At 71.1% G+C, this 13,664-nt stretch carries 12 protein-coding genes; 5 read left to right on the top strand and 7 right to left on the bottom strand.

Annotated elements, in window-relative coordinates; genetic code table 11:
• Nucleotides 1-27: 27 nt before the first annotated feature.
• From BR39_RS0124495 to BR39_RS0124470, 6 genes are all read right to left on the bottom strand, one after another.
• Nucleotides 28-699 carry a peroxiredoxin-like family protein gene (locus tag BR39_RS0124495; protein ID WP_029917157.1) on the bottom strand — a complete coding sequence of 224 codons (672 nt, stop codon included), beginning with the start codon at nt 697-699 and terminating at the stop codon, nt 28-30.
• Nucleotides 696-1,100, bottom strand: coding sequence for a ferredoxin family protein (locus BR39_RS0124490; RefSeq protein WP_029917156.1), 405 nt, complete (start codon nt 1,098-1,100; stop codon nt 696-698). The genes BR39_RS0124495 and BR39_RS0124490 overlap by 4 nt, the downstream gene beginning before the upstream one ends.
• A complete protein-coding gene (locus BR39_RS0124485) occupies nt 1,100-2,668 on the bottom strand; it encodes an FAD-dependent oxidoreductase (RefSeq protein WP_029917154.1) in 1,569 nt (522 codons plus the stop codon). The genes BR39_RS0124490 and BR39_RS0124485 overlap by 1 nt, the downstream gene beginning before the upstream one ends.
• The gene (locus BR39_RS0124480) at nt 2,665-3,612 is read right to left on the bottom strand and encodes an ABC transporter substrate-binding protein (RefSeq protein ID WP_029917152.1); all 948 of its coding nucleotides are present in this window, start codon (nt 3,610-3,612) and stop codon (nt 2,665-2,667) included. Before BR39_RS0124480 ends, BR39_RS0124485 begins: the two co-directional genes overlap by 4 nt.
• An 11-nt stretch (nt 3,613-3,623) precedes the next feature.
• Nucleotides 3,624-6,278 (bottom strand): TonB-dependent siderophore receptor, encoded by a 2,655-nt coding sequence (locus BR39_RS0124475; protein ID WP_231499551.1) that lies wholly within the window; start codon nt 6,276-6,278, stop codon nt 3,624-3,626.
• A gap of 120 nt (nt 6,279-6,398) precedes the next feature.
• Complete coding sequence (locus tag BR39_RS0124470; RefSeq protein WP_029917149.1) at nt 6,399-7,244, bottom strand: TauD/TfdA family dioxygenase; 846 nt, start codon at nt 7,242-7,244, stop codon at nt 6,399-6,401.
• Between the two features lie 262 nt (nt 7,245-7,506).
• On the opposite strand from BR39_RS0124470, the gene BR39_RS0124465 reads away from it, so the two are divergent.
• Nucleotides 7,507-8,844 (top strand): LLM class flavin-dependent oxidoreductase, encoded by a 1,338-nt coding sequence (locus BR39_RS0124465; protein WP_029917148.1) that lies wholly within the window; start codon nt 7,507-7,509, stop codon nt 8,842-8,844.
• 14 nt (nt 8,845-8,858) lie between these two features.
• Here the strand turns inward: BR39_RS0124465 and BR39_RS0124460 are convergent, their stop codons facing one another.
• Entirely contained in the window at nt 8,859-9,692 is an 834-nt protein-coding gene (locus tag BR39_RS0124460) for a LysR substrate-binding domain-containing protein (RefSeq protein WP_029917146.1), read from the bottom strand.
• 128 nt (nt 9,693-9,820) lie between these two features.
• Here BR39_RS0124460 and BR39_RS0124455 point away from each other — a divergent pair, with 128 nt between their 5' ends.
• From BR39_RS0124455 to BR39_RS0124440, 4 genes are read left to right on the top strand one after another with little or no spacing between them, the layout of a single operon-like run.
• Nucleotides 9,821-10,630, top strand: coding sequence for an ABC transporter permease (locus BR39_RS0124455; protein ID WP_029917143.1), 810 nt, complete (start codon nt 9,821-9,823; stop codon nt 10,628-10,630).
• The gene (locus BR39_RS0124450) at nt 10,627-11,457 is read left to right on the top strand and encodes an ABC transporter ATP-binding protein (RefSeq protein ID WP_029917141.1); all 831 of its coding nucleotides are present in this window, start codon (nt 10,627-10,629) and stop codon (nt 11,455-11,457) included. The genes BR39_RS0124455 and BR39_RS0124450 overlap by 4 nt, the downstream gene beginning before the upstream one ends.
• Before the next feature lie 4 nt (nt 11,458-11,461).
• A complete protein-coding gene (locus BR39_RS0124445) occupies nt 11,462-12,085 on the top strand; it encodes a cysteine dioxygenase (RefSeq protein ID WP_029917139.1) in 624 nt (207 codons plus the stop codon).
• Nucleotides 12,082-13,659, top strand: coding sequence for a rhodanese-like domain-containing protein (locus BR39_RS0124440; RefSeq protein ID WP_029917137.1), 1,578 nt, complete (start codon nt 12,082-12,084; stop codon nt 13,657-13,659). Before BR39_RS0124445 ends, BR39_RS0124440 begins: the two co-directional genes overlap by 4 nt.
• Nucleotides 13,660-13,664: the final 5 nt, after the last annotated feature.

Raw genomic sequence — 13,664 nt, 5'->3', positions numbered from 1 at the left:
GCCCCGAACGCGAACCCGAAGTCAGACCTAGGCGGGAACCGCGGCCAGGGCCCGCACCGCGGCGATCACCGGTTCGGCCTCGGTCCGGACCAGCCAGTCGGGGCTGACGTCGGCGAACTTCACGACCTGATCCCGGCCGATCACCACCACGGTGGGCTGGGGCAGCTCCCACGTGCCCGTTCCCGTGGTCTCGCCGATCGAGCCGCCGCGCGCCCGCTGCGCGGCCTGGCTGGCCTCGTCGGCGGTGTAGAGGACGCCGAACCGGCGCCCGAGCGCGTTGTCGGTGTCCGAGGCCACCTTGAACGACAGGTCATGGCGGGTGCGGATCTCGCCCAGGCGCTCCGGGACCTGCGGGCTGACGGCCACCAGCGGCACGCCCAGCGCCTTCAGCGTCGGCTGCAGCGCGCGCTCGTAGTAGGGCAAGGCGATGTTGCAGGCCGGGCAGCCGGCGAACCGGAAGAACACCAGCACCGCCGGGCCCCTGGCGGTCAGGCCCTTCAGGGTCAGCTCGCCGCCCTCGACGTCCTTGAGGACGAAGGGCTCGACGACGTCGCCGGCCTTGATCCAGCCGTCGGGGTCCGCCCCGGCGACCAGGGTCGCGCGCTGGTCGACATTGATCTTCAGGGCGGCCGGATCCCAGGTCCGGACGCGCTCGGCGTGCAGGTCGGCCAGCAGCTTGGCCAGGCTTTCTTGGCTCATCGGGTCGTCTCCTCGGCTTGAGCGGATGTCGCTTGAGCGGATTTCTGGGCGGCGATCTGGATCGCCTGCAGGCGGGCGCGCTCGAAGATCGAGCCCATGCGCCAGTGCTGGTTGCTGTGGGTCGCCGCGTGCTCGCCCCAGCCGGAGTTGCGGCGGAACGCGCCCAGCTGGCCCGACGCCAGGGCCTGCGCGGCGGTGATCCCCGCCGGCGCCTCGCAGTCGGGCCAGACGAACAGGGCGTCGGACGCGCAATGCAGCTCGCACAGCAGGCAGGTCTGGCAATCGGCCTGGCGGGCGATCCTCGCCTTGCCGTCCGAGCCGACCTCCAGCACGTCGCTGGGGCAGGCGTCGACGCAGGTCCCGCAGCCGGTGCAGCGTTCGTCAATGACGACCTCGATCATCAGGCCACCTCCGCCTGGGCGCCGGTCGGTTCGAACGCGGTCCACACGGTGCTCAAGCCGCCGGCCCGTTGCCGCGCGGCGAAGCGGGGGTCCGGGCCGGCCGCGTCCTCGCGCCTGTGCATGCCCCGGCTCTCGCGCCGGGCCAGGGCCGAGGCCTTGCTCCAGCGGCCCGCGGCGACCAGGGCGGCGGCTTCCCGCGTTCGCAGGGACGCCCTGCCCTCGCCGCGCGCATGGTCGGCCAGGTCGATCCAGACGTCGTCCAGTCTCCGGATCGATCCCGCCAAGGTCGCGCCGCGCCGGAAGATGTTGCGTCCGTAGTCGTTCAGCTCGTCGCGCACCACCTGTACGGCGGCCTTCAGGTCCACCGGACCTTCCGCGCGGGCCGGCCGCAGGCCGGCGCGGCCCGAGGCCACCACCAGCGCGTCCGCCCTCGCACCCTGCCCCAGCGCCAGCCGCGCGGCGCCCGCCCCGGCCCACTGGCCCGACGACAGGGCCCAGGACGAATTGACGGCCCCACCGCCCGAGATCGCGCCGGTCACCAGCTCGCGGCTGGCCGCGTCGCCGGCCGCGAACAGGCCAGGGACCTGGGTCTGGCAAGCCTGGTCCGTCACCCGCAGCCCGCCGATCCCCCGCACCGTGCCCTCGGCGTGCAGGGTGACCTCGAAGCGGTCGCGGTAGGCGTCGATCCCCTTGCGGTCGAACGGCAGGACGAAGTTGGGCTGCACCTGCGGCATCACCCGGCGGATGTCCTCCGGCACGCGGTCCAGGCGGCAGAACAGCGGCCCGGCCATCAGGGCCCGCGCCAGGTGCGGGGTGACGTCCGGTCCGTTGGGGATGTCGAGCTCGCGATCGTCGGCGTCGAACCAGCGGGCGAAGCTGTAGGCCATCGACCGGGCCATGTTCGTACCGGCCATGGCCGGGGTGTAGTAGTTGGTGAACTCCATGCCCGACAGGTCGGCGCCGGCCTCGACGCCCATCAGCAGGCCGTCGCCGGTGTTCGTGGCCGAGCCCAGCAGCCGCGAGGCGAAGGCGCAGCCGCCGGTGGCCAGCACCACCGCTCCGGCCCGGATCGTCCACGGCCGCTCGCCGCGCAGGGCCAGGCCCGACGCGCCGGCGATGGACCCGTCGCCGTGCCGCAGCAGTTCCAGGGCCGGATGGTGGTCGAGGATGCGCACGCCCTGGGCCAGCGCCAGGTTGCGCATCGCCCGCATGTATTCCGGCCCGCGCAGGCCGCGATAGAACGGCCGTCCCTCGTCGTCGGTCGAGAAGTCGTAATAGCCGCGCAGGGTCGGCAGGCTGGTCCAGGTCAGATCGAGAATCCGCCGCATCCAGTCCGGATCGCCCAGGCCCAGCGAACGCTTCAGCCGGTCCGCGACGGCGGCATCGCGCGCTTCCGGCGGGACCCACCAGTGGCCGGGACCGGCGGTGGCGGTGACGCCGCTGGTCCCGCAATGACCCTTGTCGGCCAGGACGACCTCGGCGCCCTCGCGCGCGGCGGCGATGGCGGCCCAGGTCCCGGCCAGGCCGCCGCCGATCACCAGCACGTCGGTCGATCCCGTCTGGCTCATGGCGCGACGGCGGCGTTGAACGAGCGGTCGAAGGCGCCGGCCGGATCGCGCGTCGAGGTCACGGCGCCCGCCGCCCGGAAGCGGTCGAGCACCGCCGTCGCCTCGGCCACGACCTTGTCGTCGATCTCACTCGGCGCGATGCGGTACTGACGGACCGTGTAGAGCGCCACGTCCGGCTGCAGGCCCGTCTCCTTCGACAGGGCCGCGGCGTATTCCTGGGGATGCTCGCCCGCCCAGCGCCGGGCCTTGGCCAGGCGGCGCAGGAAGTCCTCGACCTGGGGCCGCTTGCCGGCGATCGCCGCCTCGCTGGCCGCCTCGAAGCCGTAGCCGCTGAGCCGCCCGTCGCCGTCGGCCAGGATGACGGCGTCGTCGTGCAGCTTGGCCAGGGCGACGTACGAGCCCCAGGTCACCCAGCCGTCGATGGCGCCGCTGGTGAAGGCCGCCTTGGCGTCGCCGGGGCTGAGGAACACGATCTGGACGTCGGTGGGCTTCAGGCCCGCCTCCTCCAGCAGCTTGAGCAGCAGGTAGTGGCCGATCGAGCCGCGTCCCGTGGCGATCTTCCTGCCGCGCAGGTCGGCCACGCCGTGGAACGGCGCGCCCTTGCGGACCAGCAGGGCGGTCGACGAGCCGCCGCTCTTGCCGGCCTGCACGGCCTTGATCTTGGAGCCGCCGGCATAGGCGAACAGGAACGGCGCATCGCCCGCCTCGCCCAGGTCGACGGCGCCCGCCCCCACCGCCTCGAGCAGCGGCTGGGCGGCGGCGAACTCGCTCCACTCGATCTTGTAGGGAACGCCCTCCAGCGCGCCCGAGGCGATCAGGATCGCCTTGGTCCCGCCCCTCTGGCTGCCCACCTTGAGGGGCGCCTGGCCGTCCCCTCCCCCGGCGCCGCAACCGGCCAGCAGGGCGGCGGCGGTCAGGACTGCGATGAGGCTGCGTCGTTGCATGGCGCCCTCCCTCAGAAGCGTTGGGTCAGGCGGGCGTAGTAGTAGCCGCCGGTGATGCCGAAGGGCGAGAAGATGCCGAACTGGTTCAGGCCCGTGTCGGCGTTGACGATGCCGATCTTGTCGGGGTGCTCGTCGAACAGGTTGTTGGCCCCGATCGCGATGTTCGTGGTCGGACGCACGTCCCAGGCGATGTCGAGGTCGACCACCCATTTTGCGCTGAAGGTCCGGTCCAGATTGGCCGACGTCCCGGCCTCGGTGTACTCGCCGTACCGCGTGGTCCGCAGGTTGGCCGTGACGGTGTCCCGGTCCCAGACCGCGCCGAGGATCAGCTTCTTGCGCGGCGTGCCCACCGTCAGGTCGGCGATCTTCTGGCGGTCGAACAGCACCAGGTTCGGATTGACCGCCTTCAGCACCGCCGGCGTGTCGATCTGCTTGGTGATCTTGGTCTTGTTGAAGGCGTAGGCGGCGTTGAGGTTCAGGCGCCCCGCATCGCCCAGGTCGAAGGCGTATTCGGCGACCAGGTCCACGCCCGTCGTCCGGGTCGAGACGGCGTTGGTGTAGTAGGTCGCCGCCAGGCCCTGCGGGAAGCGGCTCAGCAGCGGCGCCAGGGCCGGCTGCGAGGCCAGCTGGGCGGCGGTGAGGTCCAGGTTGCTGGTGTCGACGATGCGGTCGTCGATGTCGATCTGGTAGGCGTCCAAGGTGACGCGCAGGCGGCTGGTGGGCTCGGCCGTGATCCCGACGCTGTAGTTGGTCGAGGTCTCGGGCTTCAGCGGCGTGGCGCCCAGGGCCTGGGCCTCGCTGGAGTCGGCGCGAAGCACCTTGGTCGGGAAGGTCAGGTACTCGCCGGGCACGCAGGGCACGCCGCGGAAGGTGTTGTTGGGCGCGGCGGCGCACAGGTTGCCGCTGATGGTCGAGCTGGCGAACACCTGCTGGGCCAGGGACGGGGCGCGGAAGCCGTTGCTGATCGTGCCGCGCACGGCGTAGCCCGGCAGGAACTCCCAGCGGGTGGTCAGCTTGCCGCTGGTGGTGTCGCCGACATCGCCGGTGTAGCGCTCGTGACGACCGGCCACGCCCACATACCAGTTTTCGGTCAGGTTGGTCCCGACGTCGATATAGGCCGCGTAGACGTTGCGGCTGGCCGAGCCGGAGTCCTCCGGCGCGGTGCCGGCGTACGACGCCAGGCCGGGATTGGGCCGCAGTCCGGCGAAGGGCTGGCCGGCCGGGATCACGTAGTCGCCGACGATGTAGGACGCCTCGTCGCCCGGATAGATCTTGAAGTGCTCGTAGCGCTGCTCCAGCCCCCACGACACCTGGACCGGAAGCGGCAGCACGCCCTCGAATTCGCGGGTGACGTCGAAATTGGTGGTCCACTGCTGGAACTGGTGGGTCGACAGGTGGAAGTAGGTCGGGCTGTCGGGGCCCAGGGTGGCGTTGATGGTGTTCTGGCCGTCCAGCTGGGCGTGGTCCTGGGCGAAGGTGGTCGACAGGTCCCAGTCCCAGCCCTTGGCCTGGCCGCGCGCGCCCAGGGTGGTCTGGAAGTCCAGTTCGAAGATCCGCCGCAGGGCGTTGAAGCCGTTCGGATAGACCTCCGGCAGCGAGTTGCGGTTCTGGGGCCGCCCCGCCGTCACGCCGGCCACCGGCGCCAGGTTGGGCAGGAAGCTGCCGGTGTTCTTCTTCGACGAGCGGTGGCTGAGCGTGCCGGTCGAATAGAGCGTCAGGTCCTTCCAGGGCAGTTCGGCGTTGTAGGACGCCGCCAGGATGTCCTCCTCGCCCGGCCCGTAACCGCCGCCCCAGTAGTAGCGGTCGACCGTGGCGTCGCGCGGGTCCGGGGTGACGGTGGTGACGCCGCCGACGGTCGTGACGGTCGGCTGGTAGATGTACTGGGCCCGGGACGGGACCGCGCGTGAGGCGGCCTCGTTGTTCTTCCAGTTCAGGGCCAGCTGGACGAAGCCGCCCGCGTCGCCCAGCGGCAGGCCGTAGTTCAGGGTGGCGCTGCGGGTGTCACCGTCGCCCAGATAGTTCTGGCCGCCCTGGTAGCTGAACGATCCGCCTTCCGCGTCCTTCTTGAGGATGATGTTGATCACCCCCGCGATGGCGTCCGAGCCGTACTGGGCCGAGGCTCCGTCGCGCAACACCTCGATGCGCTCGATGGCCGAGGCCGGGATCAGGTCCAGGTCGACCGGCGCGCCGCCGCGTCCCACCCGGGCCAGGTTGTTGATCAGGGCCGTGCCGTGCCGCCGCTTGCCGTTGACCAGGAACAGGGCCTGGTCGCCGTTCAGGCCGCGCATGGTGATAGCCCGCACCGTCCACGAGGTGCCGCCGCCGTTGATGCCGGGCAGGTTGAACGACGGGATCAGGGTGTTGAGCACCTCCTTCAGACCGACCTTGCCGGTGGCCGTCAGTTGCTCGGCGGAGACGACATCGACCGGGGCCGGGCTGTCGGCCACGGTGCGGCGCTCGCCGCGGACGCCGGTGACGATCACGCCTTCCAGGGCGGTGGCGCCGTCGACGTCGGCGGCGGTCGCGGCGGGAACCGCATCGACGGCCGGGACGGCCGCCGGCAGGTCGGCGGCCCGCGCCGGGCCGGCGAGCGTGGCGATCGTCAGGATCGAGGCGCAGGCCAGAAGGCCGGTCCGGAGCGTCCAGTCAAAGGCAGGTCGGGCCAACGCCCGCGTCGAATAAGGCAAGAGTCTATCCCCCGCGCGGCGCCGGTGGCGTCCGCGTCGTGTTGTTGGTCTCGAAGGTGGAAGGCGCGCCGCCGGCCCCCAGCGCGCCGCGAGGTCAGGTCAGGTCGCGCGGCGCTCGCGGTACGGGATGTCGTCCGAACCGATCAGCACGCGCTCCATCACGCGCGGGAAGTCGCCGTAGTCGCGGACCGCGTAGTGCAGACCGGCGCGGTTGTCCCACAGGGCCACGGAGTTGGGCCGCCAGCGGAAACGCACATGGTGCTCGGGCTTCTTGACCTGGTCATACAGACGGGCCAGCAGCGCCCTGCTCTCCTCGGGCGCCAGGTCGACGAACCGGGGCTTGAGGCTGAAGTTGATCCAGAAGATGTCCTCGCCGGTCTCCGGATGGGTGCGGATGGCGGGATGGGCGACCAGCGGATAGCGCTCGCCCGAGCGGTTCAGGGCGTCCTGGTAGTCGTGGATCACATGGAGGTCGTCCACCGCCGCCTTCAGGTCGTCGGGCAGGCCGCGATAGATGGCGCCGCCGTCGGCCCAGATGGTGTCGCCGCCGACCTCCGGGATGTGCACCGCCTTCAGCACCGCGCCGAACGACGGGTTGATCCGCCAGCTGGTGTCGGTGTGCCAGTGGTTCTCGCGGATGTCGTAGTCCTTGAACGCCGCGGCCGAGATCGGCTGGACCGCGCGGTGGGTCTCCACCCCGCCGGTCGGATGGGCGTAGACCTCGCCGAAGTTGGCCGCGAAGGCCAGCTGCTGGTCGCGGGTGATGTCCTGGTCGCGGAAGAACAGCACCTTGCGCTCCAGCAGCAGGGCCTTGAGCGCGTCGCGCTGGGACCGGTCGAGCGGCTGGCGCAGATCGACGCCGCCGACCTCGGACCCGATGGTCGGGCTGAGAGGGGCCGCGCTCAGTCCGGTGGTTTCGCGAATGCCGGTGATGGTGGCGCTCATGGCCTCTCCTCGCCTGATGACTGCGACACGCGACGATCAGCGCCGCGACCGTCGGCAACATGCGCAATTCAAGCAAGCATATCGAAACAGTATTCCTTCATTCCATTTCAGATATTCATATATCCAACGTCAAAATACGATCCTTTTCGCACAGCAATACGTGCATATTCGAGATCATAATAAGCTATATTGACCGAACTCCATTGCTCGTACGGTCGCCCGATGACAGTCATGCCGTCGAAATCTTCTTTCGGAGGCCGCCATGACCCAGCGTAGACAATTGAAGCTCGGCCATATGATCGAGGGCGCGGGGCGGACCTGGACCGACTGGCGCCATCCGAACGCCCAGCCGGGCGCGAGCACCGACTTCAAGTACTACAGCCGCGCCGCCAGGCTGGCCGAACAGGGCAAGTTCGACTTCCTGTTCATCGCCGACAGCCTGTCGATCAACGCCAAGTCCAGCCCGCACTACCTGAACCGCTTCGAGCCGATCACCATCCTGTCGGCCCTGGCGGCGGTGACCGAGCACATCGGCCTGGTGGCCACGCTCAGCGTCACCTATTCCGAGCCCTTCAACGTGGCGCGCCAGTTCGCCTCGCTGGACCACATCAGCGGCGGCCGCGCCGGCTGGAACGTGGTCACCTCGTGGCTGGAAGGCTCGGCCGACAACTTCGGCAAGGCCGAGCACCTGGCGCACGACACCCGCTACCGCCTGGCGGCCGAATATCTGGATGTCGTCCAGGGGCTGTGGGACAGCTGGGAGGACGACGCCCTGGTCCACGACAAGGCCAGCGGCGTGTTCTTCGACCCCGACAAGCTCAACGCCCTGGGCCACAAGGGCGAGTTCCTGTCGGTGAAGGGCCCGCTGAACATCGCCCGCTCGCCCCAGGGCCAGCCGGTGATCTTCCAGGCCGGCGCCTCGGAGGACGGCCGCAACCTGGCCGCCAAGCGCGCCGACGCAATCTTCGTCGGCCACGGCGGCGTCGAGGAGGCCCGGACCTACTACGCCGACGTGAAAGCCCGCGCCGCCGGCTTCGGCCGGAACCCGGACGACCTGTTCATCCTGCCCGCCGCCGCCCCGATCATCGGCTCCACCGAGGCCGAGGCCGAGGCCCGCTGGAAGGAACGCGCCGAACTGGTGTCGATCGAGTCCGCCCTGGCCATGCTGGGCCGCGGCTTCAACGACCACGACTTCACCGCCTACGACCTGGACGCCCGCTTCCCCGACGTGTTCAGCCGCGGCGTCAACAGCTCGCAGTCGGCGACCCTGAAGATCGCCAAGGCGGTCGAGGAGGAGAGCCTGACCCTGCGCGAGGTGGCCCTGCGCTTCGCCACGCCGCGCGGCGACCTGGTGGGCACGCCCGAGCAGATCGCCGACAAGTTCCAGCTGTGGCTCGACACCCGCGCCTCGGACGGCTTCGTGATCGGCGAGTCCCTGCCCGGCCAGTTCCAGCTGCTGGTCGAGGAGGTGGTCCCCCTGCTGCAGAAGCGCGGCATCTTCCGCGAGGACTACGAAGGTTCGACCTTCCGCCAGAGCCTGGGCCTGGAGGTCCCGGCCAACCGCTTCACCACCCAGAAGGCCAGCCGAGCGGTCGCGTGAAACGGCCGCTCCCCTCACAGCTCCAGGGCCGCCTGATGGATAAGCTCGGAGAGCTTGGCGATCGAGGGGTGCGGCGCCGACCCGACCCGGCGGACATAGGCGACCTGCGGCACGGCCGGCAGGCCCGTCTCGATCGGCGCCGCCTGGGGGCGGAACAGCGCGGTGCGGCAGGTGACGGCCAGGCCGGCGTCCACCGCCGCCCGCAAAGCCGAAAGGCTGGGGGTCTCCAGCGCCACCCGGAACGGCCGCCCCTCGCGCTGGAGCGCGGCCAGGGCGGCGTCGCGGAACCGGCAGGGCGGGGCCAGGATGGCCAGCGGCAGAACCTCGGCCTCGACCAGGTCCGGATTCCCGTGCCAGACCATCGGCGCCACGCGGGCCGCGTGCGGATCGTCCGCCGCGCCCATGCACAGCACCACGTCCAGCCGGTCGCCGGCCAGCAGGTCCAGCAGCTCGGGCGAGCCGGCCACCCGCACCTCCAGCTGGACGTCGGGATTGAGCTGGCTGAACCGGGCCAGCACGCCCGACAGCAGGGTCTCGGCGAAGTCCTGGACCAGCCCCACCCGCACCGGTCCGACCAGGGCGTCGCCGGTCAGGGCCACGACCGCCCGGTCGTTGAGCGCCAGGATCTCGCGCGCCAGGCCCAGCAGGGTCCGGCCGGCCGGAGTGAGCGTCAGGCGCCGCCCGTCGCGGTGGAACAGCGGCGTCAGCACGGTCTCCTCCAGCCGCTTCATCTGCAGGCTGAGCGCCGACTGGGTGACGAACACCCGCTCGGTGGCCTTCAGCATCGATCCGGAGTCGACGATAGCCACGAAGCTTCGCAGCAGTTCGGTCGGCAGATTGGTGGCCATTCAGATCGCCTATGAGAAAGTCTGAAACGCCCCTAAGGATAAGCCCATTGATCCAGTAGGGATTAAACGCCCTTCTCTGTGCAGCATTGGCGTTCGCGCCGCAACGGTTCTCGGGACGACGCATCCTCATGTCTTTGGCGATCACCCTTAGAAATTCTCAACCGAGAGCGTGGCGCTGGCCGCGCCTTTCGCGGGCGCGCTGGCTGTCGCCGGCGGCGCTGCTGCTGCTGTGGGAAGCCGGCTCGCGGGCGGGACTGATCCCCGCCCAGGTGCTGGCGGCGCCGTCGGCCGTGGCTGAAACCTTCTGGACGCTGATCGCCTCGGGCGAGCTGCCGGCCAATCTGGCGGTGTCGCTCGGCCGGGCCGGCGCGGGCCTTGGCCTGGCGCTGGTCGTGGCGGTGACCCTGGGCCTGGTCTCGGGCCTGTCGCGCTGGGGCGAGACGCTGGTCGACCCGCTGATGCAGATCAAGCGCACCCTGCCGGTGGTGGCCCTGACCCCGCTCTTCATCGTCTGGTTCGGCATCGGTGAGGTCCCGAAGGTGGCCCTGATCGCCACCGCCGCGGTGTTCCCGCTGTACCTGAACCTGTTCGCCGGCATCCGCGGGGTGGACGTGAGGCTGGTCGAGGCGGCCCGCAGCTTCGGCCTGTCCGGCCGCGACCTGATCGCCAACGTGATCCTGCCGGGCGCCCTGCCCTCGTTCTTCGTGGGCCTGCGCTACGCCCTGAGCATCAGCGTGATCATGCTGGTCATCGCCGAGCAGATCAACGCGCAGGCGGGCCTGGGCCACCTGATCAACAACGCCCGCGACTTCATGCGCACCGACATCATCGTCGTCTGCCTGCTCGTCTACGCCCTGCTCGGCCTCGCCGCCGACGCCCTCGTCCGCACGCTGGAGCGCAAGGCGCTGGCGTGGCGCCCCAACCTCGTGGAGCAATGACCATGGCCCAGCCCCGCATCCGCCCGCCCGTCACCGACGCCCGCGAGATACCGACCGTCCGCCTCAAGGGCTTCACCCGCCGGTTCGGCGACAACGTGGTCATCGACGGCCTGGACCTGACGATCGCCCCCGGCGAGTTCGTCGCCCTGCTGGGCGCCAGCGGCTCGGGCAAGACCACCCTGCTGCGCACCCTGGCCGGGCTCGACTCCGCCGGCGGCCAGGACGTGACCACCCCGGACGCGCGCGCCGTGGTGTTCCAGGACGCCCGCCTGCTGCCCTGGCGGCGGGTCTGGCGGAACGTCGCCCTGGGCCTGAAGTCCCCCTCCCAGAAAAAGGGCGACGTCCGGACCCGCGCCGAGGCGGCGCTGAAGGAGGTGGGGCTGGGCCATCGCCTCGACGCCTGGCCGGCCACCCTGTCCGGGGGCGAAGCCCAGCGCACGGCCCTGGCCCGCGCCCTGGTCCGCGAACCCGCCCTGCTGCTGCTGGACGAGCCGTTCGCGGCGCTGGACGCCCTGACCCGGCTGAAGATGCACGACCTGGTCCTGTCGCTGTGGCGCGAGCACAAGCCCGCCGTGCTGCTGGTCACCCACGACGTCGACGAGGCCATCGCCCTGGCCGACCGCGTGCTGGTGCTGGACAAGGGCAAGATCGCGGTCGAGGAGCGGATCGCGCTGGAGCGTCCCCGCCAGCCCGACGCCCGCTTCCACGCCATCCGCCGCCGCCTGCTGGCCCGCCTGGGCGTCGACGCGCCCGCGCCCCAGCCCGCGCCGACCCCGGCGCCCAACGCGGCCCTGGTGGCCTTTCCGACCGGCGAGGTCGTGCTCTGATCCGATGAGTACGCTTCGCCCCCCTCCCAAGCTCCACAGGCTGGCCGAATTCGTCGGCGACGTGGGAAGCCTTCTCGATCGCACGCGCGACGAGGACCTGATCCTCGCGGACGGCGCCCGGCTGCTGGCGGGGCTGATCGCCCGGGACGACTGGCTGCCGGACGCCTACGCCCAGCCGGACCCGACCCGCTACCAGCAGTACCTGCTGCATTGCGACAGCCGCGAGCGGTTCAGCGTCGTCAGCTTCGTCTGGGGACCGGGCCAGGCGACCCCGGTCCACGACCACACCGTCTGGGGCCTGGTCGGGGTGCTGCGCGGCGCCGAGCTGTCGCAGCGCTTCGCGCGGCGTGCCGACGCCTTCGCGGCCATCGGTCCCGTCCACCGGCTGGAACGCGGCGAGGTCGAGGCGGTCTCGCCGACCGTCGGCGACGTGCACCAGGTGACCAACGCCTTCGACGACCGCGTCTCGATCAGCATCCACGTCTACGGCGGCAATATCGGCGCGGTGAAGCGCTCGACCTATGACGCCGCCGGCCGGCCCAAGCCCTTCGTCTCCGGTTACGCCAACACCACCCTGCCCAACCTCTGGGACCGCTCCAGACCCGTCCTGGCCGAGATCGACGCATGACCCTGCTTACCGTCACCCCGCGCGAGGTCCGCCAGGACTGGATCGCCCGCCGCGAGATCGCCCTGCTGGACCTGCGCGAGGAGGACCCGTTCGCCCGCGCCCACCCGCTGTTCGCCTCGCAGCTGCCGCTGAGCCGGCTGGAGCTGGAAATCCTGGACCGCGTCCCGCGCAAGGACGCCAAGATCGTGCTCTACGACAACGGCGAAGGCCTGGTCTCGCCGGCCGGCAAGCGCCTGGCGGCCCTCGGCTACACCCAGATCCGTGCGCTGGCCGGTGGGCTCCAAGGCTGGAAGGACGCCAGCTACGAGCTGTTCCAGGACGTCAATTCCTACAGCAAGGCGTTCGGCGAGCTGGTCGAGGCGCGGCGGCACACCCCGTCCCTGCCCGCCCAGGAGGTCCAGGCGCGGATCGACGCCAAGGCCGACCAGGTGATCCTCGACGCCCGCCGGTTCGAGGAATACGCGGTGATGAGCATCCCGGGCGGGATCAGCACGCCGGGCGCCGAGCTGGTGCTGCGGGCCCGCGAGATCGCGCCCGATCCGGCCACCACCATTATCGTCAACTGCGCCGGCCGCACCCGCAGCCTGATCGGCGCCCAGTCGCTGCTGAACGCCGGCGTGCCCAATCCGGTCTTCGCCCTGCGCAACGGCACGATCGGCTGGACCCTGGCCCAGCAGCAGCTGGAGCACGGCCAGGACCGGCGCTTCCCGGCGGTCTCCGATCACGGCCTGGAAGACGCCCGCGCCAAGGCCCGCGACGTGGCCTATCGCGCCGGAGTCCGCCGGATCGACGCCGAAGGCCTGGCCGACCTGGCCCAGGACCGCAAGCGCACCCTCTACCGTTTCGACGTCCGCACGCCCGAGGAGTACGCCGCCGGCCACCTGCCCGGCTTCCGCTCGGCGCCCGGCGGGCAGCTGGTGCAGGAGACCGACGTCTTCGCGCCGGTCCGCGGCGGCCGCATCGTGCTGGCCGACGACCTGGGGCCGCGCGCCGACATGAGCGCCTCGTGGCTGGCCCAGCTGGGCTGGGACGTCTACGTGCTGGACGGCGGCTTCGACGGCGAGCTGGAGACCGGCGCGTGGCGGCCCACCCTGCCGTCGATCCCGACCGTCGAGACGATCAGCCCCGAGGACCTGGCCGTGGCGCTGGGCGACGGGGCGGTGGTGGTGCTGGACCTGGCCCCCAGCCCCGTCCACCGCAAGGGCCACGTCCCCGGCGCCTGGTTCGCGATCCGCGCCCGCCTGGCCGAGGCCTTCGAGCGCATCCCCGAGGGCCTGCCGATCGTGCTGACTTCGCCCGACGGCCGCCTCGCGCGGCTGGCGGCGGCCGAGGTCGAGGAGATCTCGGACCATCCGGTGCGGGTGCTCGACGGCGGCACCGACGCCTGGGCCGCCACCGGCCGCCGGCTGGACACCGGCCTGGTCCGCGCCGCCTCCGACCCCGAGGACGTCTACAAGCGCCCGTACGAAGGCACCGACAACGCCGCCGAGGCCATGCAGGCCTATCTGGACTGGGAGTTCGGCCTGGTCGACCAGCTGGCGCGCGACGGCTCGCACGGCTTCTTCGTGATCTGAGACGG

Origin of the sequence: Caulobacter sp. UNC358MFTsu5.1 (assembly GCF_000712075.1) — a bacterium.
GTDB lineage: Bacteria > Pseudomonadota > Alphaproteobacteria > Caulobacterales > Caulobacteraceae > Caulobacter.
This window is presented reverse-complemented; position numbering and strand designations above follow the sequence as displayed.